Source organism: Bacillus cereus group sp. BceL291 (assembly GCF_051776705.1).
Lineage (GTDB): Bacteria > Bacillota > Bacilli > Bacillales > Bacillaceae_G > Bacillus_A > Bacillus_A cereus.
This window is the reverse complement of the sequence record NZ_JBPWAP010000011.1, coordinates 77,022-98,870: the sequence shown is the minus strand read 5'-3', so window position 1 is coordinate 98,870 and position 21,849 is coordinate 77,022. Positions and strand designations below refer to the sequence as shown.

Below are 21,849 nucleotides of genomic sequence, written 5' to 3'. Positions count from 1 at the left end.
TTTACAATCAGTCAATTCGGGATAAACACGGGGAGTTTGTTTCATACTAACATACAGATATTGTACTTAAAGGAGTATAAGTATGGGACATTCGCATGGTCATGGTCATTCGAAAAATAAAAAGGCGTTACTAATTGCCTTCCTACTAACAACAAGTTTTATGATTGCAGAAGTTGTTGGTGGATTTGTAACAAATAGCTTAGCACTACTATCTGACGCGGGGCATATGCTAAGTGATGCAGTATCTTTAGCTTTAAGTTTACTTGCGTTTAAACTCGGAGAAAAAACAGCAACAACTGCGAAAACATACGGGTATAAGCGAGTCGAAATGTTAGCAGCATTATGTAACGGTGTCGTTCTTATTGTCATTTCGGTATACATTTTTATTGAAGCAATCCGTCGTTTTAAAGAACCAGTTGAGATTGCTAGTAATGGGATGCTCATTATTGCAGTCCTTGGTCTGCTTATTAATATTTTATCAGCCTGGATATTAATGAGGGGCGGAGATGTGAAAGGTAATTTGAATTTAAGAAGTGCTTTCCTGCACGTACTAGGCGATCTATTGGGTTCCGTCGGAGCGATTATTGCTGCGTTACTTATTAAATTTTTCGGATGGACTGCTACAGATGCGATTGCTAGTATTCTTGTGTCTATTTTAGTCATTATTAGTGGATGGCGTGTAACACGTGATACGGTTCATATATTAATGGAAGGTGCACCACAGCACATAAATGTTGAAGAGATAAAAAGTACGTTATTAAATATTCCGATTGTCAAAGAAGTTCATGATTTGCACATATGGTCTGTCACATCGGATTTTCAAGTATTAACTTGCCACTTGATTATTAAAGGTAATGAAACGCAAAGTGTTTTAAAAGAGGCTACGGATGTATTAAAGGAGAAGTTTCATGTAGAACATGTCACCATTCAAGTAGAAATAGATGGTGAATTTCACCATGATGAGACAACTTGCAAAGTATGAAAGAAAAAGGATAAGAAAAAGTGTCATAACATTTTTCGCACGGCATACATATATATAATGTGGCCACAAATACTTTGCAAGGTAAATATTTCATGAAATTACTTTACTTATAAAGAGTCATCTTTTATAATCAAAAGTGGTAATTGATAGAGAGTATCATTTTCAATGATCGTAGAAAGGAGTTTTTTAAAAGATGAGTAGTCAACTCCGTTTTGCTGTTGAAAATCGTAAGAGGCATTTAATTGATGAGTTAATTGGAGCAGGTGTGTTTAAGATTCGCGACCGACAATTATACGAGCTGTCTTTAGAGGAATTGGAAAAAGAGTACGAAGATATGGAAGATTATGCGAATATTCAGGCGTAGCTATATAGATTAGTAAAAGGAGAGCTGGTTACGATTTTGTGTAACCAGCTCTCTTTTTATTTCGTAGAAATTATTTTTTGTATTTCTTTCATGGGACGGAGCCAGTTTTGGGTCATTATTTGTTCCATTTGTTTTTCGTCCTGCTTCTGTAATGCTTGAATGATAGAGTGATGTTCTTCAATAGATTGACTTGCTGGAACAAAGTTTTGGAAAAACAAATATTCAAGACGTAAAACGTGAAGTTGCATATTTTCTAGAAAGGGTTCAATATATTGGTTTTTAGCAATAGAAGAAATTGTATTGTGGAATTGTATATCTAATTCTAAAGCTTGTTTTGCGTTTTTTTTCTCTATAGATTGCTGAAAATGCTCATTTATTTCAGAAAGTAGTTGAATATCAGCGTTTGTAATGTTTTGAAGAGCTTGCTTTCCTATAATAGAGTGAAGACCAGCCATCGTTTCATAAATGATAGATACGTCGTCTAACTTAATAGGAGCAATTTTCGTTTTTTGCCCTGGTACCATTTCCACTAATCCAGAAAGCTCTAATATTTGAAGTGCTTCTCTTACAGGTGTTCTGCTTACTCCTAGTGCCTCAGCCAATTCCCCATCATTAATTTTTTCATTGGGCTTCAGTACACCTTCAATAATCCAATTTTGTAGTTGATTTAAAACGAGTGATTTTGCTGAAACTCTTCCTGGTTTTTTATAATTTTGAGGGACAGGCATAGTGAATTCAATCCTTTCATTGTATATTTTCCTTTTTTGCATGAACAAGCTTTAATTTTTGTTTCCCTTCATCCGGCTTTTGGCTTAAGATGAGCACCATTACAATGACACAAAAAGCGCCTAATAACTGAAAAGATTGAAATGGCACTTGCAATATAAGTACAGAAGAAATAATAGCTGCGAGTGGTTCTGTGCAACCAAATAATGTTGTTTCTTTCGGAGTCAGGTATCGTATGCTGTCTAAGTATAAATAAAAGGCAATAAGTGTCCCGAAAATGACGACAAATGTGATGAGCGGTAGGGTACTTAGTTTTACATATTTCATAGTTGATAATAAAATGAATTCGTTTGTAGAAATAAAGTGTACAATCGTTACACCAATACCCCCAATAATCATGCCCCATCCAACGATAACGGAGGAAGACCATTTTTCTAACAATTCCTTTGAATATAAACTATAAAAAGCGAGAGATAATCCAGATAAAATCCCCCAAATAATAGCTGGTGTAGAAACAGCCAAGTTATGAACAGACCCGTTTGTTAGTAAGAGAAAAGTGCCTACTAATGAAAGGGTAATTGAAATGAAATCAATTTTTGATGGACGAACGTTCCATTTGAAAAGTAAGTATACAGTGATGAATATAGGAGCTAAATATTGCAATAATGTTGCCACGGCAGCATTTCCTTCTTTAATTGAAGCGAAATACGTATACTGTACAGCAAGCATACCGAATAGACCAAACAAAATCATTTTAATAGCATCAGATTTTTGTTTCCAAATGCTAAATATCTCTTTTTTTCTCGTTCCGAATGAGGAAATAATGAGCAAAATAATTCCAGATATAAGTAAACGGATCGTAACTAACCATTCGGTTGAAACATTGTCATATTGAAAAAGTTGTTGTGCAGCTGTACCAGACAAGCCCCATAAACAAGCACCGATTATGACCATTATAATTCCTTTTAATCGATTTGAATCCATATGATCTAACATTCTCCTTTCTAAAAATACAAATTGAATACAATATGCAATATATCACAGAATGACGTGTTAATAAACTGAAATTTCTAATTTTATTTTTTATGTATAGTAAAATATTGTAGAGGAGGGGGAGTATATGTTAGCTGGATTTTTAGTTTGTTTATTTGTAGGGTTACTTATCATTTTTTTAGGGTATCAAATACATGTGAAAAAGAGGTTGTTTTTGTTAGCAGGATATCAAGAAGAAACGTTTGTTGGAGATAAAAATAAATTAGCGAAGCTTTCAGGAGCATTTTCTTATATAGTTGGAGTTGCTACTATAATATTACCGCTTGGCTTAGAAAAAATAGGTAATGTAGTTGGTATCGTATATGCTATATTAATTGTTTTAGGTACAATTGTATTCATAATTAAAGCAAACTTATTAAATAAGAGTACTATAAAGTAAAAAAGGCTTCATTCTACTGAAGCCTTTTATTAATTGTTATGAAGTATAAGTAAAAGCTGGAATAGGATCAACAAATATATCCCAATCTTGTTTCATTTCTTTCTCTGTTAATAGACAACTATCTAATGATTGTTCAATTAAAGAACGGTTCATATCAATTCCGATAAATACGAGTTCGGTTATTCGATCTCCATATTGTTTATCCCAGTTTTTCAATACTTCTGGTTCTTCTGTAATCATTTGATTTCTTTCAGTTTCAGATAATGCCGCTATCCACTCACCGGCTCCTTGAATTGTAATAGAGGAACCTGCTTGAGATAGAAGCCCTATCATATTATTACGAGATGCCAGCCAGAAGAATCCTTTCGCTCTTACAACATCTAAAGGCCATCTTTCTAGCCAATTCATAAGGCGCTCGGGATGGAAAGGATATTTGCGGCGGTAAACAAAGGAATTGATACCGTATTCTTCCGTTTCCGGTGTATGATGGTCACTATTTAATTCTTGTATCCAGCCGGCCGATTGACTGGCTTCTTCATAATTAAATAGATTTGTGTTTAAAATTTCTTGTAATGGTACTTTGCTAAACGAAGATTCAAGAACTTTTGCATTAGGATTTAATTTTTTTAGTAAATGATGAAGCTCTATCACATCTTCTTTTTCTAGCAAATCTATCTTATTAAGAATAATTACGTTTGCAAATTCAATTTGATCTATTAATAAATCAATAACTTCTCGGGTATCATTCTCATCGATTGCTTGTTTTCGGTCTAATAAACTTTCTCCATCTGCAAAATCATCCCAAAATCTATTTGCATCTACAACTGTAACCATCGTATCGAGGCGACAATTTTTCGTTAAATCAATGTTAAGGACTTCGTCTGTATAAGTAAACGTTTGAGCAACTGGAATAGGCTCACTTATACCAGAAGATTCAATAATAATATAGTCAATATCACCATTTTCCACAAGACGATTCACTTCTATCATTAAATCTTCTCGTAGTGTACAACAAATACAGCCATTTTGAATCTCTACTAGTTTTTCCTCCGTACGTGAAAAACCACCCTTTTTTATAAGAGATGCATCAATGTTTACTTCGCTCATATCATTAACGATAACAGCTACTTTTAAGTTATTCTTATTAGTCAAAATGTGATGTAGTAAGGTAGTTTTTCCAGATCCTAAAAAACCACTTAATACAGTGATAGGTACTTTTTTCATGAAATGATCTCTCCTTTAAATCGTAATGATTACGTTTTATATTAAACGATAGGAAAAGAAAAATCAATAATAAATCATAATGATTACGATTTAAGAATAGAAATAGACTATAAAATTTGTGCTGTAGTATGAAGCATTTGGACAAGCACATGTTTACATGTAAATAAAATGGAGGCGAGAAGCTTGGTCTTTAATAGAGTTTCAAAAGAATTAGTAGGCATAGCTCTTATCGCTATGTTTCTCTTTTTATTATTTTTTGTAGATTTTACAAGTCTAGTAAATTTGCACACAAATATACCGCAGGAATGGCTGAATGTGAATACGGTATTTTTAAGTATCATTTTTGAAGCAATACCTTTTATTTTATTAGGGGTAATTGTTTCTTCATGTATTCAAGTGTTTGTGACGGAAGATATGATTCAAAAAGTAATGCCGAAATCTCCAATTGTTGCAATGATTCCAGCAGTATTTGTGGGAGTTCTTTTTCCAATGTGTGAATGTGTCATTATACCAATTGTAAGAAGGCTCATTCAAAAAGGGCTACCACTTCATGTAGGCATTGTTATTTTATTGAGTGCACCCATTATGAATCCAGTTGTTCTTTTATCTACTGTATATGCGTTTCCAAAAAATGATTACGTTGTATATGCACGCTTTGGGATAACAATTTTAGTTGCTCTATTCATAGGTCTAATTGTGTATTATTGCTATCGCGAAAGAAATGTTTTAAAAGACGTAGAGGTTTCAGTTCAAATAAGCAAAAAAAAGAGTTGGAAAGATGTTATGAATCACACTGTAGATGAGTTTTTTGATACTGGTAAGTATTTATTGATTGGTGCTTTTTTAGCAAGTGTATTTCAAACGTTTTTTGATCGGAATGTACTGGATGCAGTAGCACATAACGAAGTAATTGCTCCCATTATTATGATGGGGTTTGGTTATGTTTTATCAATTTGCTCTGCGGCCGATGCTTTTATAGCTGCGTCTTTTGGACATGTTTTCTCGATAAAGGCACTTCTCGCATTTCTTGTGTTTGGGCCTATGCTTGATATGAAAAATACGTTAATGCTATTTGCGTATTTTCAAAAGAAATTTGTATTCTTTTTGATGGGAATTGTCATTGTATCTGTGTATACCATCGTGCAAATCATAATGTTATAGGAGGTGAGAAAGAATGGAGAAAGAGGAGCAGAAGGCATATCATCACTATATTCGTGGCATTATTTTAATTGGTTTAGCAATGCTCTTATTTAAACTACTTGTAACAGGGAATATTTATAATTTTATCGCTCCAAAAATGATCAAATTTACGTATATAGCTTTTGTAGTAATTTTAATTTTTGGTATTGTACAAGTTTGGGGAGATGGAAGAGAAAAACAGCATGATTATAATTGTTGTAAACATCATACAACATCAAAATCAGGGATAAAAAGTTTCTTTGTATATGTTTTATTTGTTGTTCCGATAGTTAGTGCTTTTCTCTTTGGAAGTGTAACAATTGATGGAAGTTTAGCAGGAAAAAGGGGTATGAATCAAAGTGTACAGGCGAGAAGTCTGGAAAGAAACGAAAAAGAGGGGAAACAGGTTAAGTTTGATGAGCGAGAAGTATTAGTTGATTCAGAAGAAACATCAAATTTAGCAACGACTTATAAAACGGAAGAGCAAGTAGTAAAAAGTATGTTAGGACAGCGTAAACTACAAGTAAAGGATAAGGATTATGTTCAAACAATGAATGTAATTGGTCAAAATGTTAATAGGTTTAAAGGGAAAGAAATTACATTCTTAGGGTTTATATATAAGGATAAAGATGTGACGGGTAATAAAGCAGTAGTGGCTCGATATGGTATAACTTGTTGTATTGCGGATGCATCAGTCTGGGGGATGATTGTTACCGGGCAAAATGTTGAAAAAATTCCAGAAGAAACATGGGTGAAAATAACAGGATTATTAGATGAAACGACATATAAAGGAACAGTCTTTCCACTTGTAAAAGTAAACAAAATCGAAAAAATTAATAAGCCAACTGACCCATATGTATATGATGCTTTACCTCAATAGAAAAGAATAAATTCTTCATATTTTCATGAAATAGAATCATAATCAAGGCGATAAAAAAATAAAGATAAGAGTAATTTGGTTTGTTAAAAATATGTGCAGAAGGAGTTATGCGATGAACTGGGTTACTCATAAACCATCATTTGAATTTGAAACATTTAGTCCTATTATTCGGTCACAATCTGCGTGGAGTGGACATTTAGATTTTGCATATGACTTAGTACGATTTGAAAAACCAGAAACTTTAGTTGAGTTAGGTACACATTTAGGAGCTTCCTTTTTTAGTTTTTGTCAGGGAGTAAAAGATGGAGGGTTATCGACTAAATGCTTTGCAGTAGATACTTGGGCTGGAGATGGGCATACAGGTCCATATGGAGAAGGGGTTTTTCAAATAGTAGAAAAAGTAGTGAGCGATAACTACCTTAATATAGGAAATTTAATTCGATCTACTTTTGATGATGCTGTAGACCGGTTTCAAGATGAAACGATAAATCTTTTGCATATTGATGGCTATCATACGTATGAAGCTGTTTCTCACGATTATAATACATGGCTACCGAAAGTCGCGAAAAACGGTATTGTATTATTTCATGATATTGAAGTTAGAAGTAGTGATTTCGGCGTATATAAGTTTTGGGATGAGGTAAAAGCGAAGTACCCTCATTTTCAATTTGCGCATTCATATGGACTGGGAGTGTTATTTCCGAAGGGTTGTAGTGATAAGTTTGAGGAAATACTTAAAAATAAAGAAGAAATACAAAATATGTATAAATAAAGATAGGGCATACATCATTTTTATGATGTGTGCCCTATTTTTGTGTGGGAAATTATGGTGTGAATTAAAAAGTTAAGATAGTTGTAAAAAGTTTTGTTGCAGCAAATATTAAAAAAGTTAGTATGGGATTTTTCTTTGTAAATAAAGTGAAGCTTTAATACGTTCATATCAATTCGGAATTTTACAGTAGTTAATTTCTTACCTAAGTGCTTTGCACTTACTGAATTTTGAGACGGGGGTCTTATTGGCCGAAAATATCGGGATAAATAAAAATACAACATTTTTTATATTTTTCATTGCGAAAAACGTAATCTACTTTTACAATAGAAAGGGTTGTGAATATATTATACTGGAAAAATAAATCGAAATAATATGAAAATTTTGTTTTGTCTTCGCTAATTGTATATTACATACATGTAAGACGACATACGTCATGTTATCGACTTGTAAGGAGAGAAAAAAATGAAAAGTGTAAGATTACCATCGATGCTAGAAATCATAGTTCTTTTATTACTATTTCTTGCTGTTGTCTTTTCCTTCCAAACGATTTTTGATCTCCCAATTCAATTAGCGCTATTTATTTCATGGTTTTTAGTAATTGCGCTTGGATTAAGATTAGGATTTCGTTATCAAGAATTGCAAGATGCAATTACGAAAGGGATTTCTAACGGATTAGAAGCGATACTGATTTTAGTTGCAGTAGGTGCTTTAATTGGAACATGGATTGCTGGTGGGGTAGTACCAACATTAATCTATTATGGATTAGAATTTATTCACCCTAGCATATTCCTATTAGCAACATTAATTATTTGTTCTATAACTTCTATCGCAACAGGAACGTCTTGGGGAACAGTGGGAACAGCAGGTATTGCTATGATGGCGATTGGTGAAGGACTTGGTTTACCACTTCCGCTTGTTGCTGGTGCAGTTCTTTCAGGAGCTTATTTCGGCGACAAATTATCACCACTTTCTGATAGCACAGTTCTTGCAGCTTCTATGGCGAAAGTAGATGTTATTGCTCACGTTCGAGCTATGCTCGTATTAGATGTTCCAGCTTATATTATTACTAGTATTATGTTTACTGTAGCTGGTTGGATGTATGGCGGCGATAATGTAGATTTGAATCGAGTAGAATTTTTAAAAGAAGCTTTATTAAAGCAATTTGATATTAAAATATGGATGCTTGTTCCGGCGGTCATTGTTATCGTTCTATTAGCGATGAAGAAACCGTCTATGCCAACAATTGCAATGGGAGCTTTAATTGGTGCAATTTGGGCAACTCTTTTCCAAGGGATGAACTTTGGAGAGGCGATTGGAACAGCTTATAACGGATTCTCAATTCAATCTGGTGTTGAGTTTGTTGACAAGTTATTAAACCGTGGTGGAATTAACGGCATGCTTGGCTCAGTAGCCGTTATTATTTTCGGTTTAGGATTTGGTGGATTACTTGAAAAACTAGGTGTTTTAAAAGTAATCGTATCAAAATTTGAGAAGAAATTAAATTCTGCAGGTAATGTAACATTGTCTACATTAATCGTGGCATTCTTAGCTAATATATTTGGTTGTGCGATGTATGTATCACTAATTTTAACACCAAAAATTATGGAAGATAGCTATGATAAATTAAAAATAGACCGTCGTGTATTAGCGCGTAACTCAGAAGTAGGTGGAACGTTAACTTCAGGTATGGTTCCATGGTCTGATAATGGTATTTTTATGGCTGGTATTTTAGGTGTAGCAACGTTCTCATACGTTCCGTTTATGTGGTTAAGCTTCGTATCGTTAATTTTAGCAGTTATTTACGGATATACAGGCAAATTCATCTGGTATGTAGATGATGCAGATAAAGGAAAGCAAGCATCATAAAATAAAAATCACCTTCTACAATATGTAGAAGGTGATTTTTTTATTTTTTAATAGCATTTGCTGAAGTTATTTCATTCTCATATTTAGCAATTTTTTTGTTGTATCTTTTTTAAGTTTTTTTCAGTGTCTTGAATGAGCTGTAAGACATTGGTCTCCTGTTGTTTCATTAATTCTAACCTTTGAAGGATGGTAGATTCTCCTTCCATAGACCAGTCGATAAATTGTTTTATTTTTTGAATTGGCATACCAGTGTTTTTTAAACACAAAATCATCTCTAAATATTTCAGTGCTTCTTCATCAAAAACTCGATCTCCTTTTTCGTTTCTTTGCAGAAAAGGAAACAGTCCTTGTTTATCGTAATAACGTATTTGAGAAATAGTTAAGTGTTGCATTTTGGCGACTTGCCCAATTGTATAATACATATCATTCATCCTTTTATTACCAAGGTATAATGCCATCTTTGTTAAGTATTTTACCATTATAGTTTGTTTCACTTAATGCATATTTAATAATAATTTTAGCACTTTCAGTGGTTGTATGGCCACCGGGGGAATTTCCATTAAGATCCGTAGTTGTAAAACCAGGAGTTACCCCAAATACTTCTGGACCGTTAGTGGCAAATTCTTTACTAAAAGCTAATGTTAAAGCATTAATAGCTGTTTTTGAAGAATTATATCCTAGTGTATTAATTGGATGTGTTTCACCATTAGCAAACATTGTTAGTGAGGCCATGTCAGTTGTTACATTTATTATTTTACTGTTGCTTGAATTCTTTAATAATGGTAAAAAGGCTTGCATCATTTGGAAAGTTCCAAAAAAATTAACTTCAAATCCTTGGCGTAAAGTTTCAATATTTAATTCACTAGGTAGCATATTGAAGTCTAGCGCTATGCCTGCATTATTAATTAATAAATGTAAGTGATCAGTCGTTTCGTAAATTTTCTTTGTTGCTTCTTGAATGGATTGTGAATTTGAAATATCTACTTGAATATAGGAAACGTTTGAAACATTTAAAAATTCTACGGCTTGTTGTCCAAGTTGTTCATTACGAGCACCTAAAAATACGTGATAATCTTTTTCTGCTAATTGACGAACAAGTTCATATCCAATTCCTTTATTCGCACCTGTTATAAAAGCATATTTTTTCATATTGAATTCCTCCAGTAATGTTATAGTAGGTTACAATGGAAAGGATACAGCCTAAACTTAAGTTTAGGTCAAGAGGAATTTTTTAAAATAAATATAGAATATCTATATATAAGAGTGAGAATTCTTATCATTTAAGAGAAAATCTGTTATTATAAGAGATGTAGGTATTATATTTTCAAGGGGATGAAAACATGGAGTACAGAATTGAAAGAGATACATTAGGAGAAATAAAAGTTCCAGCTGATAAATTATGGGCAGCACAAACACAACGTAGTAAAGAAAACTTTCCAATTGGAACAGAGCAAATGCCGCTTGAAATTGTAAAAGCATTTGCAATTTTAAAGAAGAGTGCAGCGCTTAGCAATCAAAAATTAGGAAAGCTATCAGAAGAAAAAGCAGAAGCAATTGTAGAAGCTGCGGATGAAGTGATTGCAGGGAAATGGAATGAACATTTTCCGCTTGTCGTATGGCAAACAGGTAGTGGTACACAGTCAAACATGAATGTGAATGAAGTAATTGCAAATCGTGGGAATCAAATTTTGAAAGAGAAGGGATCTGACGTACATATTCATCCGAATGATGATGTGAACATGTCACAAAGTTCAAATGATACATTTCCAACGGCGCTTCATGTAGCTTGTGTAATCGCAGTAGAAAATCACGTATTACCAGCAATTACGAAATTAAAAGAAACTTTAGCAGAAAAAGTAACTGCATTTGAACATATTATAAAAATTGGTCGTACACATTTACAAGATGCAACGCCGTTAACTTTAGGGCAAGAAATTAGCGGATGGCACCGTATGCTTGAAAAAACAGAGCGTATGATTGCAGAGAGCAATACATATATGAAAGAGTTAGCAATTGGTGGAACTGCGGTTGGAACAGGTATTAATGCTCATCCTAAATTTGGTGAGATGGTATCAGAGGAAATTAGTCAATTTACAGGTAAACAATTTGTTTCTGCACCAAATAAGTTCCATGCATTAACGAGCCATGATGAAGTTGTATATACTCACGGTGCATTAAAAGCATTAGCTGCGGATCTAATGAAGATCGCTAACGATGTACGTTGGCTTGCAAGTGGTCCACGTAGTGGTCTTGGAGAAATTATTATTCCAGCAAATGAACCGGGAAGCTCTATTATGCCAGGTAAAGTAAATCCAACGCAAAGTGAAGCGTTAACGATGGTTGTAGCGCAAGTAATGGGGAATGATGCAACAATCGGATTTGCTGCGAGCCAAGGTAACTTTGAGTTAAATGTATTTAAACCTGTTATTGCTTATAACTTCTTACAATCAGCTCACTTATTAGCGGATGCAATTGTTTCGTTTAATGACAATTGTGCAGTTGGTATTGAAGCAGATGAAGAAGTAATTAATGAAAATGTGAATCGCTCACTAATGCTTGTAACAGCGCTAAACCCACATATCGGATATGAAAATGCAGCGAAAATTGCGAAGCATGCTCATAAAGAAGGATTAACTTTAAAAGAAGCAGCATTGCAATCTGGGCTACTAACAGAAGAGCAATTTGATGAAATTGTAGATCCAAAGAAAATGATTGCTCCAAAAGAGTAATAGAAAAAGCCAGGGTTCTGAGTATAGAATCTTGGCTTTTTGATGTTCATTTTTAAGTTTCATCTACTTGCAATAATGCAAGCTTCAAAATATATTATTTGTTAGCAGGCGTATTCATTACTTTCATCTGTGGGCAGTTCTCTTTTAAGAGTGAAATGAATTTTTCTTCTTCTTGTGGTACGAAAGAGGTCACTGAGTCAAATAAATTATAATTAATTTCTAATTGTTGCCTAGTCCATTTTTTTGAACGAAGTTTTTTGCCAGAGTGCTTAATATGGCGAATGTCTTTAAATGGGATTTCAGTACGAAGTATGAAACCGTGTTTTACAACAAGAGATGATTCCGTTACGTTGTAGTGAGAGAAATAGAATGAAGAAAGATTCACGATATTTAGCAGCATCATGAGAGTGAAAAAAATAGAATTTTCATTTTGAAAGAATAACGAAACGAAAAAAATAATTATAAATAATGTAATGAAAATGACGTGGAATGGATTTTTTTTCGCTTTAAATTTCAAGTTAGTCACCTCGGTATACTTGTTCTTTAACTAAATTAAATCATAACATTGTAATAAAACGTGTGAATATGCAGAATTGCATATTCACACGTTTTATTATTCATGTAAAATTTCTTGATGGGATAAATTCAAAAGAAGTTTTGTAATAGTGGAGTGGCATAAAGTGACTTACAAGAATAGAAAGATAGCGTTAGTCATAATTAGTTGTATGATGATTATGAGTAGTTGTGCTAATAAATTTGTTGAAGATAGAAATCGAAAGCATACATTTGTACAAGCAAGTAAGGTTTTAGTAGAGACTGTAAATAGAATATATAAAAAGTAAAGGATGTTTTCTTATACGAAAACATCTTTTTTGTAGTTAAAATTGAATACTGAAGTTTTGTAATGAGTGAATACCAGTTCCATATTCACTAATCGCATATGCGTTCTGTGCAATTTACTTAACGGTAAACCAAGGGTCTTGAAGAATATTCATGTTCTATTTTACATCCTATAAAATGAATTTGTATAAACATATTCGCTTTTCGTTGTATTAAATCCTTTCGATAGATGTTTTTATAAAAGTTTATAAAATGGGCAAACGAAATGTTGAAATGTTTGTTTGTGTTGTGATAAGATGATGAAGTAATAATAAACGATATAGCGATTTGTTTGGTTTTTAAATAAACATTTTGAAGGAGTGTTTAGTATGAGCGATATTTCAGAGAAGTTTTGGGATGCGTCAATAGAGGAATTAAAGAAAGGGTATGTGTTTGATGAAGAAAAAGAGGGGTACATTTGCTTAGCTTGTGGTGAAACATTTATTAAAGGTGTTATTTATCAAGATAATCAAGTTTTGTATGAAGCAGAGAAGTTCGTCCAATTGCATATTCAAAATGAGCATACGTCTATGTTTGATTATTTGCTAAATATGGATAAGAAATTTACTGGATTAACGGATTTACAAAAGAAAATGGTTCAGTTTTTCTATATGGGACTGAATGATAAAGAAATTGTAAAAGAGATGGATGGCGGAAGTACATCAACAATTCGTAATCATCGATTTACACTGCGAGAGAAAATGAAACAAGCAAAAGTATTTTTAGCGCTAATGGAATTATCAGAAGAAAAATCAAAAGTACAAACGAAATTTGTGCCAATTCATAGAACAGCAACGATGGTAGATGATCGATACAATATTACGGAAGAAGAAAATGATGAAGTATTAAAAGCTCATTTTACAGAAGGGTTAGATGGACCTCTCTCTAAATTTCCGAAGAAACAAAAGCGTAAATTAATTATATTGCGTCATTTAGTGAAGAAGTTTGATAGTAATAAAAAGTATACTGAAAAAGAAGTAAATACAGTGATAGAAAATGTATACCCTGATTTCGTAACGTTAAGAAGATATTTAATCGAATATGGATTTTTAGATCGAACAGCCGATGGAAGTCAATATTGGGTGAAGTTATAATCATATGAAAAGAAAATGAATAGAAGCACAGTATTATAACAACTATACAAAGAGATAGATATTGAAAATAGATTTTTAAGAAAAGGAGAAATGAAATTTGAAACCACCTGCAGATAACAATAAAGAAGGTGCGGAGTCACATGAGTTGGAAAGTGAGAGTAAACCAATTTGGAAATCGATGTCGATGTTTTTAGTACCGTTATTATTAAGTAATGTACTACAATCAGTTGGACAATTATTTGGTATGGTAGTAGTAGGAAGATGGCTTGGAGTTAATGATTTAGCGGCCATATCAGCATTCTTCCCATTATTTTTCTTGCTCGTTTCATTTGTAATTGGTATCGGTTCAGGGAGCTCTATTTTAATTGGTCAGGCGTTTGGTGCTAAAAACGAAGCTCGTTTAAAAGCTATCGTTGGTACGACGCTGACATTTACCTTTATTATTGGAGTTGTGTTGGCGATAATAGGAAGTATTTTTGCGATGGATATTATGCGTCTAATGGGAACGCCAGAAAATATTATTGAAATAAGTGTACATTATGCACGGATTTTATTTATATCGATGCCAGTATTATTTTTATATTTCGCATATACAACATTTATGAGAGGTACAGGAGATTCTAAAACGCCATTTTACTTTTTAATTGTAAGTACAGCACTAAATATGATTTTATTACCAGTTCTTATTTTTGGATGGTTAGGAGCTCCGAAATTAGATGTGTATGGAGCAGCCTATGCATCTGTTATATCTACAGTTATTACGTTTATTGTCATGCTTGTGTATTTAAAGAAGAAAAATCACCCATTACAACTAGATGGAACGGTTAGAAAATACCTTCGAATGGATGGGGAGTTATTAAAGCTATTGCTAAGGCTCGGTATACCGGCAAGTATAAATATGATATTAGTTTCATTATCTGAGATTGCCGTAATCGCATTTGTAAATCGTTACGGTTCGGATGCAACAGCTGCTTACGGCGTTGTGAATCAAGTTGCAAGTTATGTACAAATGCCAGCAGTTAGCCTTGGTATTACAGTTTCTATTTTTGCAGCACAATCAATTGGGGCGAATCAATTTGATCGATTGCAGAAAGTTGTGAAGGCCGGAATTATTATGAACTACGTCATCGGTGGTGCGTTAATATCTCTTATTTATTTATTCTCAAGAGACATTTTATCACTATTTTTAACGAGTCAAACTACAATTGAAATTGCTCATAGCTTAGTTATGATTACGTTATGGAGTTATTTAATTTTCGGTCATGCACAAATTATTAGTGCGACAATGCGAGCGAGCGGTACAGTACTTTGGCCAACTGTTATTGGAGTTGTTTCAATTTGGCTTGTAGAAGTACCCGTAGCATATTATCTTTCTTACCATACAAGTCTTGGAATAGAAGGCATTTGGATCGGGTATCCAGCAGCATTTATTGTCAGCTTACTATTGCAGTATGCATATTATAAGCTTTCATGGCAAAAGAAACGAATTACACGATTAGTTAGTTAAATAGAAAAATGTCCCTAAGTTATTAGACTTAGGGACATTTTTTCGTAAGTGCAGGTTTACAAATAGCTTTTTAAAGTTATATCAAAATGTTGTCTAATGAGTGTTTTATCACTCATATAAAACTCCCACGCTTTTTCCGGTTCACCGATAATCTCAAAGGATTCCTCTGTAATATATAAAGCGCAATTATCCTCCAGTGCAATTCCTTCTATATTCCCTTGATGATTTTGTAAAAAGGAATGGAAGGCGTTCATTCTGTTTAATTGATTATAATGTGGACAAAATCTTTTATTAACAATACCCCATCCGTTACTCTCTATGTAACCAGAACCTTCATAATCTGATCGGATACTAGACGTGAACCAACACATAGCACCAGCGCTATAACCAGCAATAAGTGTTCCTTGTTGCAGAGCCAATAATAATTTTTCATCAAGTCTATGTTCTTTCCATTGCGTAAGCATGTGAATATAGTTTCCGCCACCTAGATAAATTAAATCGGCTGAATGAATCATCTCCTCTATTTCATACTTAGAAGGTGAATCTGTTGTAATGCGTAAAATTTGTACTTCACAATGTAATTGTTTTTCAAACGTGTCTAAAAATAATTTTATATAGCTTTCATCATCATGACTAGCCGTTGGAATAAACAATACTTTTGGATACTGTTTATTTGTTAATTCTATAAGGCGTTCATTAATAGGCAAGTGATTTGAATCTTGTAAATCACCGCCACCAATGACAGCTAATTTCATAGTAAAGCACCACCTAATCATTTTTGTTATATAAAAATTCGATAGAAGAGAGTTACATTCCTTCCGTAATGTAATCAATAATTAGAAAATATAGCTTAAGTATATCGGAATAGTAAAGAAACTACTGACTATATATACCAATGCATTAGAAACCATTCATTGATATATAATATTTCATACTAATGTTTCAAAATATGGAAAAAATATGTTTAAATAGATATAATGACGCATTCATTCATATTGAATTCATACTTATATTTTAAAAGGGTATCGGAAATAATAGCGATTTTCTAAAACAGTTTTTACTTTTAATAGGAAGTTTTATTACAATATGGTAAAATTATTTCAATATATTTATTTAATATGAAATACAAAGAAGGAGCGTGAAAAAAGTGGATTTTCGATTTGAATTTACAACGAAGCTGAAAGAATACTTAGACGATGAGAAGGATGAAAAAATAATAAAAGATGGACATAGAGATGTAATTTTTCACTATTTATATGCGTTAGAGACTGAAATTGGCGTTGTTAAAAATCCTAATTTTACTTTTTTTGCATCAGGAAGACGTTCACATATAGTGTTAGAAAACGTTGAATTTAAAACAGAAGTGAATGTGAAAAGTAATATAATCGAAATTGTAAAAATAGTGGATAATGTAGTTATTCCGTTAGATACTATCGTAGCGAAAGATCGGGAATTATTTGCCCTTGGGCGTAATGAGAAGTTTAGTGTACAAATATTAGAGCAGTATCTCTTTGATACATTTGGAGATAAGTTAGGCTTATAATGAATAGAATGATGTACGTATTTATAGGTAGTGAATTTTAGTTTATATTACTCGCGTTTGACCTCTCATTTAATTTGTACTACAATTCGTAGTGTGAAAGGAGTCATACGATGTTTACGCAAAACTATAGGTTAAATGAGCAAGGATTAAATCATTTCTTTGGACCGCTTGAAGCGAAAATTATGGAGATTATTTGGTCTACTGAAGGTATTACTATTAAAGAAGTGCAGCAGAGATTAAGTGAAGAATCGCCTGTGAATTTTAATACTGTTATGACAGTTATGAACAGGTTAGTAGGGAAATTACACCTAGAAAAACAGACTGTGAAAAGAAGTGGCATATATCGTGCTATACAAACGAAAGAAGAATTCTTATCCAATCAAACGAAGAAAATGACACAGGAATTAGTGGGGGAATTTGGAGATTTAGTTGTAACTCATATGATAGATGAGCTAGAGCAGGCTGATCCGAATTTAATAAAAAAATTAGAAGACAAATTGAATCAGTTAAAAAAAGAGGATCGATGAAATGAAATGGCAAATGCGTAAAATCGTATTGTTAGCGCTCATTGTTAGTACCCTCTTTTTCAGCTTGTTATTGTATTATGTTACATATCCATTTCTCTTTCAACACAAGGCATTCTTCCTTTCAAAGTTTTGCTTGTTTCAGTTAGAAAAACATATGAAAGAACTATCAATGGTTCGTATTATAGTAGCGGGGTTATTATTAATTACTGTATTGATTGTGTGTAAAAGAATTTGGCGGCAATTTTTCTATAGTAAAAAAGTACAAAAAGTACTTATCCCATTTATTAGAAAAGGGAAACAAATATATATACTGCCGACTGCGGAAGTTGCAGCGTTTACAATTGGATTATTCCATCCGAAAGTTGTCATGTCGGAAGGTTTGCTTCAGACGTTTTCAGATGAAGAGATTGATGCGATTATTTTCCATGAAGAATATCATCAAAATAATTGGGATCCGCTAAAATTATTTTGTTTTACGTTATTAGCAGAAGGAATGATGTACATCCCGATATTAAAAGAATTGTTACAACGATATCATACGTATCAAGAGTTAGCAGCAGATAAATATGCGATGCAAAAAATGGAATCTTCATTTGAGTTAGGTAGCGCGTTATTAAAATTAATTAAAATAAAGACAATGGAGAATCGATGTGTTACAGCTTCATTTGCAAAAACAGCAATAAATTTACGAATCGAGCAAGTGTTAAATGAAAAGGTTGCTAAGCTTACTATTCCGTTACATACGAACTCGGTATATGTAACAATAGGGTTATTCTGTGTGTCGATTGTACTTATTGTTGGAGAGTGCATATAGCCTCTTTTTTTTAGGGTAAACACTACTCATTGTAGTGTTTTAGGGGGAATAAAATGAATGCAGCAGATTTAACAATTTGGCTTGTGGCTGGGGCGGGAGTATTGTCATTTATATCACCGTGCTCTTTACCGCTATATCCATCTTATTTATCTTATATTACAGGTGTGTCTATTCAAGATTTAAAAGAAAATCGTGGGATTATGCAAAAATCAGCGATTATACATACAGTATTTTTTATGATCGGATTTTCGGTTATATTTTACGCGTTAGGTTTATCGGTAAGCTGGATTGGAATAACATTTTCATCTAACCAAAAATTGATTCAACAAATTGGTGGGATTTTTATTGTTTTAATGGGGCTATTTATGACGGGCTTGTTTCAGCCTAAGTGGCTTATGGCAGAGAAAAAGGTGCAGTATAGAAGTAAATCGACTGGATATATTCGCTCGATTTTAGTCGGTATGACATATGCAGCGGGTTGGACGCCATGTGTTGGACCGATATTTTCAGCTGTACTCATGCTTGGCGCGACGAATCCTGAAGGGGCACTTCTTTATATTACAGCGTATACTCTTGGGTTTGCGATTCCATTTTTCGTGATGGCATTCTTTATTGGGAAGGTAAAATGGATTGTTACATATGCCAATGTCATGATGAAAATTGGCGGTGGAATGATGATTGTAACAGGTATTTTATTGTATACAAATCAAATGACGAAAATTACAGCATTCTTTATTCGTCTATTCGGTGGATTTACAGGTTTTTAAAAATGAGGAGGAAGAAAAGTGAAGAAACTAATTGCTATTATACTAGTAGGTGCTCTCGCTTGGGCGGGGGTTAACTTTTATAATTCAAAGAAAGAAGAAAAGGAAAGAAAAGCAAAGCAAGCAGAGTTACAAGAGAAAGAAGTATTACCACAAGTAGGTTTTAAAGCACCTGGCATCACATTAAAAGGATTAGACGGAAAGTTGCAGTCGTTAAATGATGCCAAGGGAAAACCATATATTATTAATTTTTGGGCATCATGGTGTGGGCCGTGTGAAATGGAGGCACCTGACTTAGTTCATATGTATGATAAATATAAAAAGGATGTTGAAATTTTTGCGGTGAATGCAACTGTTAGTGACCCAGTACAAGAAGCAAGCGCATTTGCTAATCGCTATGGATTTGAGTTTCCGGTTCTACTAGATATGGACGGAGTAGCTGGACTAGATTATAAAGTATTCTCTTTACCGACGACATTTTTTGTTAATAAGGATGGAATTATAGTAGATCATGTACGAGGTGTATTACCACCAGATCAATTAGAAAAGAAATTTAAGAAATTGATTGAGAATTAAGAGCGGATTTTTCTATGGGGAAAATTAGAGTCACTAACAATATAGAATTTAAGAACGAGGTAGTAGATTTATATTTAAAAGAAGGTATGAGATATAGTAATTGAGTCTTTTTTGTTTGACATGTTTACGTTTTTTTATAACAAACGTTCTGTAATTGCATACTTGGCCTATATGTAGGTGTACCTATAAAATGGTGATTATTAACAATATATTGTTAATATCCGAACATCAAAGAGTTAAGTGAAACACTAAACTCACTATTGCGAAACTAGCAACATCATTAAGTTGGCTATCACAAGAGTTACAAGAATTAATGGAGAGTTCAAAATTCAATATAATCAATAAGGATTATATTGATTCATTTGTAAAATCTTTTTTAATTGGAATGTATTAATGTAAATCACACGCTTACTTAAATAAATATAAATTTTGCATATTTAATTGGAAATAGAGCATGATATTACCAATTAAATGGAGGTGTATTAGAAATGCAAATTCGAGAAAATAATAATTCAAACGAGATTTTGGTAGCGGCGGCAGCAAGTGCAATTGAGCAAATGAAGTATGAAATTGCTCAGGAGTTTGGCGTTACACTTGGACCAGATTCAACTTCACGAGCAAATGGTTCAGTAGGTGGAGAGATTACGAAACGTTTAGTTCGTATGGCGCAAGAGAGGTTATCTGGTCAATATAAAATTCACTAAAGTTAAAGGTATATCCCATTGAAGGGATATACCTTTTTAATTTGTTTTTAAAGAGGATCGTTAAATTTTTTATTGTTGGTTAAGTTTAGAAACTGCGAATTTAGCTGTGAAATTCATTTTCTTCATGTAAGAAGAATTTACTCCTGCTTGAAATTGAACAGAAATATTACTGTCTTATTGTGCTTTGAATACGCGACCATATGGTGAATTAGCATTGTATGTGCCAATTACTTGATTATCTGCATCAAAGACTGTATAAAAAATTGGGAACCCGGAATTTTGTACAAAGACCGTAAGTTCTTCCCCTTTATTAAGATTAAATGATTCTTTTTGGGAAACTTCATAGGAACTCATAGAGTAGTATTTTGTAACTTCTTGAGTTTCTAAATTTGTAGTTGCTGCACTTGTTTTTGATGCCTCTACTCCTGGTAAATTCATATCTGATAGTACTACAATTCCTAGTGCCCCTGCTAAAATAGCTTTTTTCACAATGTTAGTGCCTCCTTTAATATATTTTGAGATTTGAAAAGGAAATAAAAATACCACTTCTTGAAACCAACATAGTTACAATGAGAATGATTTTCGATATGGTTTGATATGTAATTCTGCATACATAAGATGGCGATATAAGATAATCTATTTGAAATTTTGAATATTCTTAGAAGAAGAGGAGGACAAATTTTTAAAACTATGAATGGACTTGTAGCTGTTTTTTTACATACGTTGGTTTTATAGTGAATATTTCGTTGAGTTTATTTTTGTATGGAGGGGGTATTACAGTTGATTGATTACTATCAAATCTTTTTAATTACTATGACAGGTATTACTTTATTTTTTTATATACAACATGTAGGAAAATTAACGAAAAGAAACAAATAGACATTCTTTGTTGTAGTGTTTTTCTTTTTGAATTATTTATTTCTTAAATTGGTATAGATAAATATAGGTGGGGATACGTTTTTATTTTAAAATATAAAAAAGGAAGGTGTAATCCTTCTTTTCATGATCCAGTATATCTATGTGAAGATTTAATGATATTGTTAAAGTATATATTATAAGATGTGAAGTGAACCTATTATTTAATTTACTAATGTTATTGGCGCTATGTAAATTGTATCAACAGAACCGTCAGCATTTGTAACTTCAACTTTATAGCGGAATGTGCCTGCAGCCCAAATATCTTCTCCATTGTCTGAGAAAGTGACTAATTCTTAAGTTGTACCAGCTGGTAACATAGAGTTCCAATTAAACCAAGTTTCATAATAGCCCCAGCCAGTTGCATATTGT

At 33.0% G+C, this 21,849-nt stretch carries 23 protein-coding genes and 2 pseudogenes; 17 read left to right on the top strand and 8 right to left on the bottom strand.

Features of this window, described 5'->3' with window-relative positions; genetic code table 11:
* Window positions 1-82: 82 nt before the first annotated feature.
* A complete protein-coding gene (locus tag ACS2CR_RS10490; RefSeq protein WP_053514193.1) occupies window positions 83-982 on the top strand; it encodes a cation diffusion facilitator family transporter in 900 nt (299 codons plus the stop codon).
* Between the two features lie 193 nt (window positions 983-1,175).
* Complete coding sequence (gene fbpA, locus ACS2CR_RS10485; RefSeq protein ID WP_000098302.1) at window positions 1,176-1,346, top strand: Fur-regulated basic protein FbpA; 171 nt, start codon at window positions 1,176-1,178, stop codon at window positions 1,344-1,346.
* Window positions 1,347-1,402: 56 nt separating this feature from the next.
* Here the strand turns inward: fbpA and ACS2CR_RS10480 are convergent, their stop codons facing one another.
* The gene (locus ACS2CR_RS10480; RefSeq protein WP_001987091.1) at window positions 1,403-2,074 is read right to left on the bottom strand and encodes a GntR family transcriptional regulator; all 672 of its coding nucleotides are present in this window, start codon (window positions 2,072-2,074) and stop codon (window positions 1,403-1,405) included.
* 16 nt (window positions 2,075-2,090) lie between these two features.
* Window positions 2,091-3,056, bottom strand: a complete 966-nt coding sequence (locus ACS2CR_RS10475) for a DMT family transporter (protein ID WP_000378087.1) — start codon at window positions 3,054-3,056, stop codon at window positions 2,091-2,093.
* A gap of 136 nt (window positions 3,057-3,192) precedes the next feature.
* On the opposite strand from ACS2CR_RS10475, the gene ACS2CR_RS10470 reads away from it, so the two are divergent.
* A complete protein-coding gene (locus tag ACS2CR_RS10470; protein WP_000879376.1) occupies window positions 3,193-3,504 on the top strand; it encodes a DUF3784 domain-containing protein in 312 nt (103 codons plus the stop codon).
* A 36-nt stretch (window positions 3,505-3,540) separates the two neighbouring features.
* Here ACS2CR_RS10470 and ACS2CR_RS10465 read toward each other — a convergent pair whose 3' ends face one another.
* Window positions 3,541-4,728: a GTP-binding protein gene (locus ACS2CR_RS10465; protein WP_016109718.1), complete on the bottom strand. Its 1,188-nt coding sequence runs from the start codon at window positions 4,726-4,728 to the stop codon at window positions 3,541-3,543.
* Between the two features lie 168 nt (window positions 4,729-4,896).
* On the opposite strand from ACS2CR_RS10465, the gene ACS2CR_RS10460 reads away from it, so the two are divergent.
* The 4 genes from ACS2CR_RS10460 (at window position 4,897) to nhaC (ending at window position 9,425) form a co-directional block, all read left to right on the top strand.
* Entirely contained in the window at window positions 4,897-5,889 is a 993-nt protein-coding gene (locus ACS2CR_RS10460) for a permease (RefSeq protein WP_170924145.1), read from the top strand.
* A 13-nt stretch (window positions 5,890-5,902) separates the two neighbouring features.
* Window positions 5,903-6,787 (top strand): TIGR03943 family putative permease subunit, encoded by an 885-nt coding sequence (locus ACS2CR_RS10455; protein WP_053514191.1) that lies wholly within the window; start codon window positions 5,903-5,905, stop codon window positions 6,785-6,787.
* A 112-nt stretch (window positions 6,788-6,899) separates the two neighbouring features.
* A complete protein-coding gene (locus ACS2CR_RS10450) occupies window positions 6,900-7,559 on the top strand; it encodes a class I SAM-dependent methyltransferase (RefSeq protein ID WP_001104673.1) in 660 nt (219 codons plus the stop codon).
* 462 nt (window positions 7,560-8,021) lie between these two features.
* On the top strand, window positions 8,022-9,425 hold the full coding sequence (gene nhaC / locus ACS2CR_RS10445) for a Na+/H+ antiporter NhaC (RefSeq protein WP_000843992.1): 1,404 nt from the start codon (window positions 8,022-8,024) through the stop codon (window positions 9,423-9,425).
* 40 nt (window positions 9,426-9,465) lie between these two features.
* Here the strand turns inward: nhaC and ACS2CR_RS10440 are convergent.
* Both ACS2CR_RS10440 and ACS2CR_RS10435 read right to left on the bottom strand, forming a co-directional pair.
* Window positions 9,466-9,847: pseudogene (locus tag ACS2CR_RS10440) on the bottom strand (MerR family transcriptional regulator).
* Window positions 9,848-9,863: 16 nt separating this feature from the next.
* Window positions 9,864-10,574, bottom strand: coding sequence for an SDR family NAD(P)-dependent oxidoreductase (locus ACS2CR_RS10435; protein WP_053514190.1), 711 nt, complete (start codon window positions 10,572-10,574; stop codon window positions 9,864-9,866).
* 191 nt (window positions 10,575-10,765) lie between these two features.
* On the opposite strand from ACS2CR_RS10435, the gene fumC reads away from it, so the two are divergent.
* Entirely contained in the window at window positions 10,766-12,154 is a 1,389-nt protein-coding gene (gene fumC / locus ACS2CR_RS10430) for a class II fumarate hydratase (protein ID WP_000456608.1), read from the top strand.
* Between the two features lie 94 nt (window positions 12,155-12,248).
* On the opposite strand, the gene ACS2CR_RS10425 is transcribed toward fumC, so the two are convergent.
* The gene (locus ACS2CR_RS10425; RefSeq protein ID WP_000669071.1) at window positions 12,249-12,671 is read right to left on the bottom strand and encodes a PH domain-containing protein; all 423 of its coding nucleotides are present in this window, start codon (window positions 12,669-12,671) and stop codon (window positions 12,249-12,251) included.
* A 163-nt stretch (window positions 12,672-12,834) separates the two neighbouring features.
* On the opposite strand from ACS2CR_RS10425, the gene ACS2CR_RS10420 reads away from it, so the two are divergent.
* The 3 genes from ACS2CR_RS10420 (at window position 12,835) to ACS2CR_RS10410 (ending at window position 15,634) form a co-directional block, all read left to right on the top strand.
* On the top strand, window positions 12,835-12,996 hold the full coding sequence (locus ACS2CR_RS10420) for a hypothetical protein (RefSeq protein ID WP_000221432.1): 162 nt from the start codon (window positions 12,835-12,837) through the stop codon (window positions 12,994-12,996).
* 366 nt (window positions 12,997-13,362) lie between these two features.
* Window positions 13,363-14,127, top strand: a complete 765-nt coding sequence (locus ACS2CR_RS10415) for a DUF2087 domain-containing protein (RefSeq protein WP_001280278.1) — start codon at window positions 13,363-13,365, stop codon at window positions 14,125-14,127.
* A 97-nt stretch (window positions 14,128-14,224) separates the two neighbouring features.
* Window positions 14,225-15,634: an MATE family efflux transporter gene (locus ACS2CR_RS10410; RefSeq protein WP_153602483.1), complete on the top strand. Its 1,410-nt coding sequence runs from the start codon at window positions 14,225-14,227 to the stop codon at window positions 15,632-15,634.
* Between the two features lie 56 nt (window positions 15,635-15,690).
* Here ACS2CR_RS10410 and ACS2CR_RS10405 read toward each other — a convergent pair whose 3' ends face one another.
* Complete coding sequence (locus ACS2CR_RS10405) at window positions 15,691-16,389, bottom strand: peptidase E (RefSeq protein WP_000762121.1); 699 nt, start codon at window positions 16,387-16,389, stop codon at window positions 15,691-15,693.
* Window positions 16,390-16,781: 392 nt separating this feature from the next.
* Here ACS2CR_RS10405 and ACS2CR_RS10400 point away from each other — a divergent pair, with 392 nt between their 5' ends.
* The 6 genes from ACS2CR_RS10400 to ACS2CR_RS10375 all read left to right on the top strand — a co-directional run bounded on the left by ACS2CR_RS10400 (window position 16,782) and on the right by ACS2CR_RS10375 (window position 20,562).
* The gene (locus tag ACS2CR_RS10400; protein WP_016109724.1) at window positions 16,782-17,177 is read left to right on the top strand and encodes a DUF3942 family protein; all 396 of its coding nucleotides are present in this window, start codon (window positions 16,782-16,784) and stop codon (window positions 17,175-17,177) included.
* 110 nt (window positions 17,178-17,287) lie between these two features.
* Window positions 17,288-17,704 (top strand): BlaI/MecI/CopY family transcriptional regulator, encoded by a 417-nt coding sequence (locus ACS2CR_RS10395; protein ID WP_016109725.1) that lies wholly within the window; start codon window positions 17,288-17,290, stop codon window positions 17,702-17,704.
* Between the two features lies 1 nt (window position 17,705).
* Window positions 17,706-18,518 carry a M56 family metallopeptidase gene (locus ACS2CR_RS10390; RefSeq protein ID WP_016109726.1) on the top strand — a complete coding sequence of 271 codons (813 nt, stop codon included), beginning with the start codon at window positions 17,706-17,708 and terminating at the stop codon, window positions 18,516-18,518.
* Window positions 18,519-18,571: 53 nt separating this feature from the next.
* Entirely contained in the window at window positions 18,572-19,285 is a 714-nt protein-coding gene (gene ccdA, locus ACS2CR_RS10385) for a cytochrome c-type biogenesis protein CcdA (RefSeq protein ID WP_050821757.1), read from the top strand.
* Between the two features lie 18 nt (window positions 19,286-19,303).
* On the top strand, window positions 19,304-19,858 hold the full coding sequence (locus ACS2CR_RS10380; protein WP_000733173.1) for a TlpA family protein disulfide reductase: 555 nt from the start codon (window positions 19,304-19,306) through the stop codon (window positions 19,856-19,858).
* 488 nt (window positions 19,859-20,346) lie between these two features.
* A complete protein-coding gene (locus ACS2CR_RS10375) occupies window positions 20,347-20,562 on the top strand; it encodes an alpha/beta-type small acid-soluble spore protein (RefSeq protein ID WP_001167053.1) in 216 nt (71 codons plus the stop codon).
* Between the two features lie 69 nt (window positions 20,563-20,631).
* Here ACS2CR_RS10375 and ACS2CR_RS10370 read toward each other — a convergent pair.
* Window positions 20,632-21,051, bottom strand: a pseudogene (locus tag ACS2CR_RS10370) (hypothetical protein).
* Window positions 21,052-21,849 lie beyond the last annotated feature (798 nt).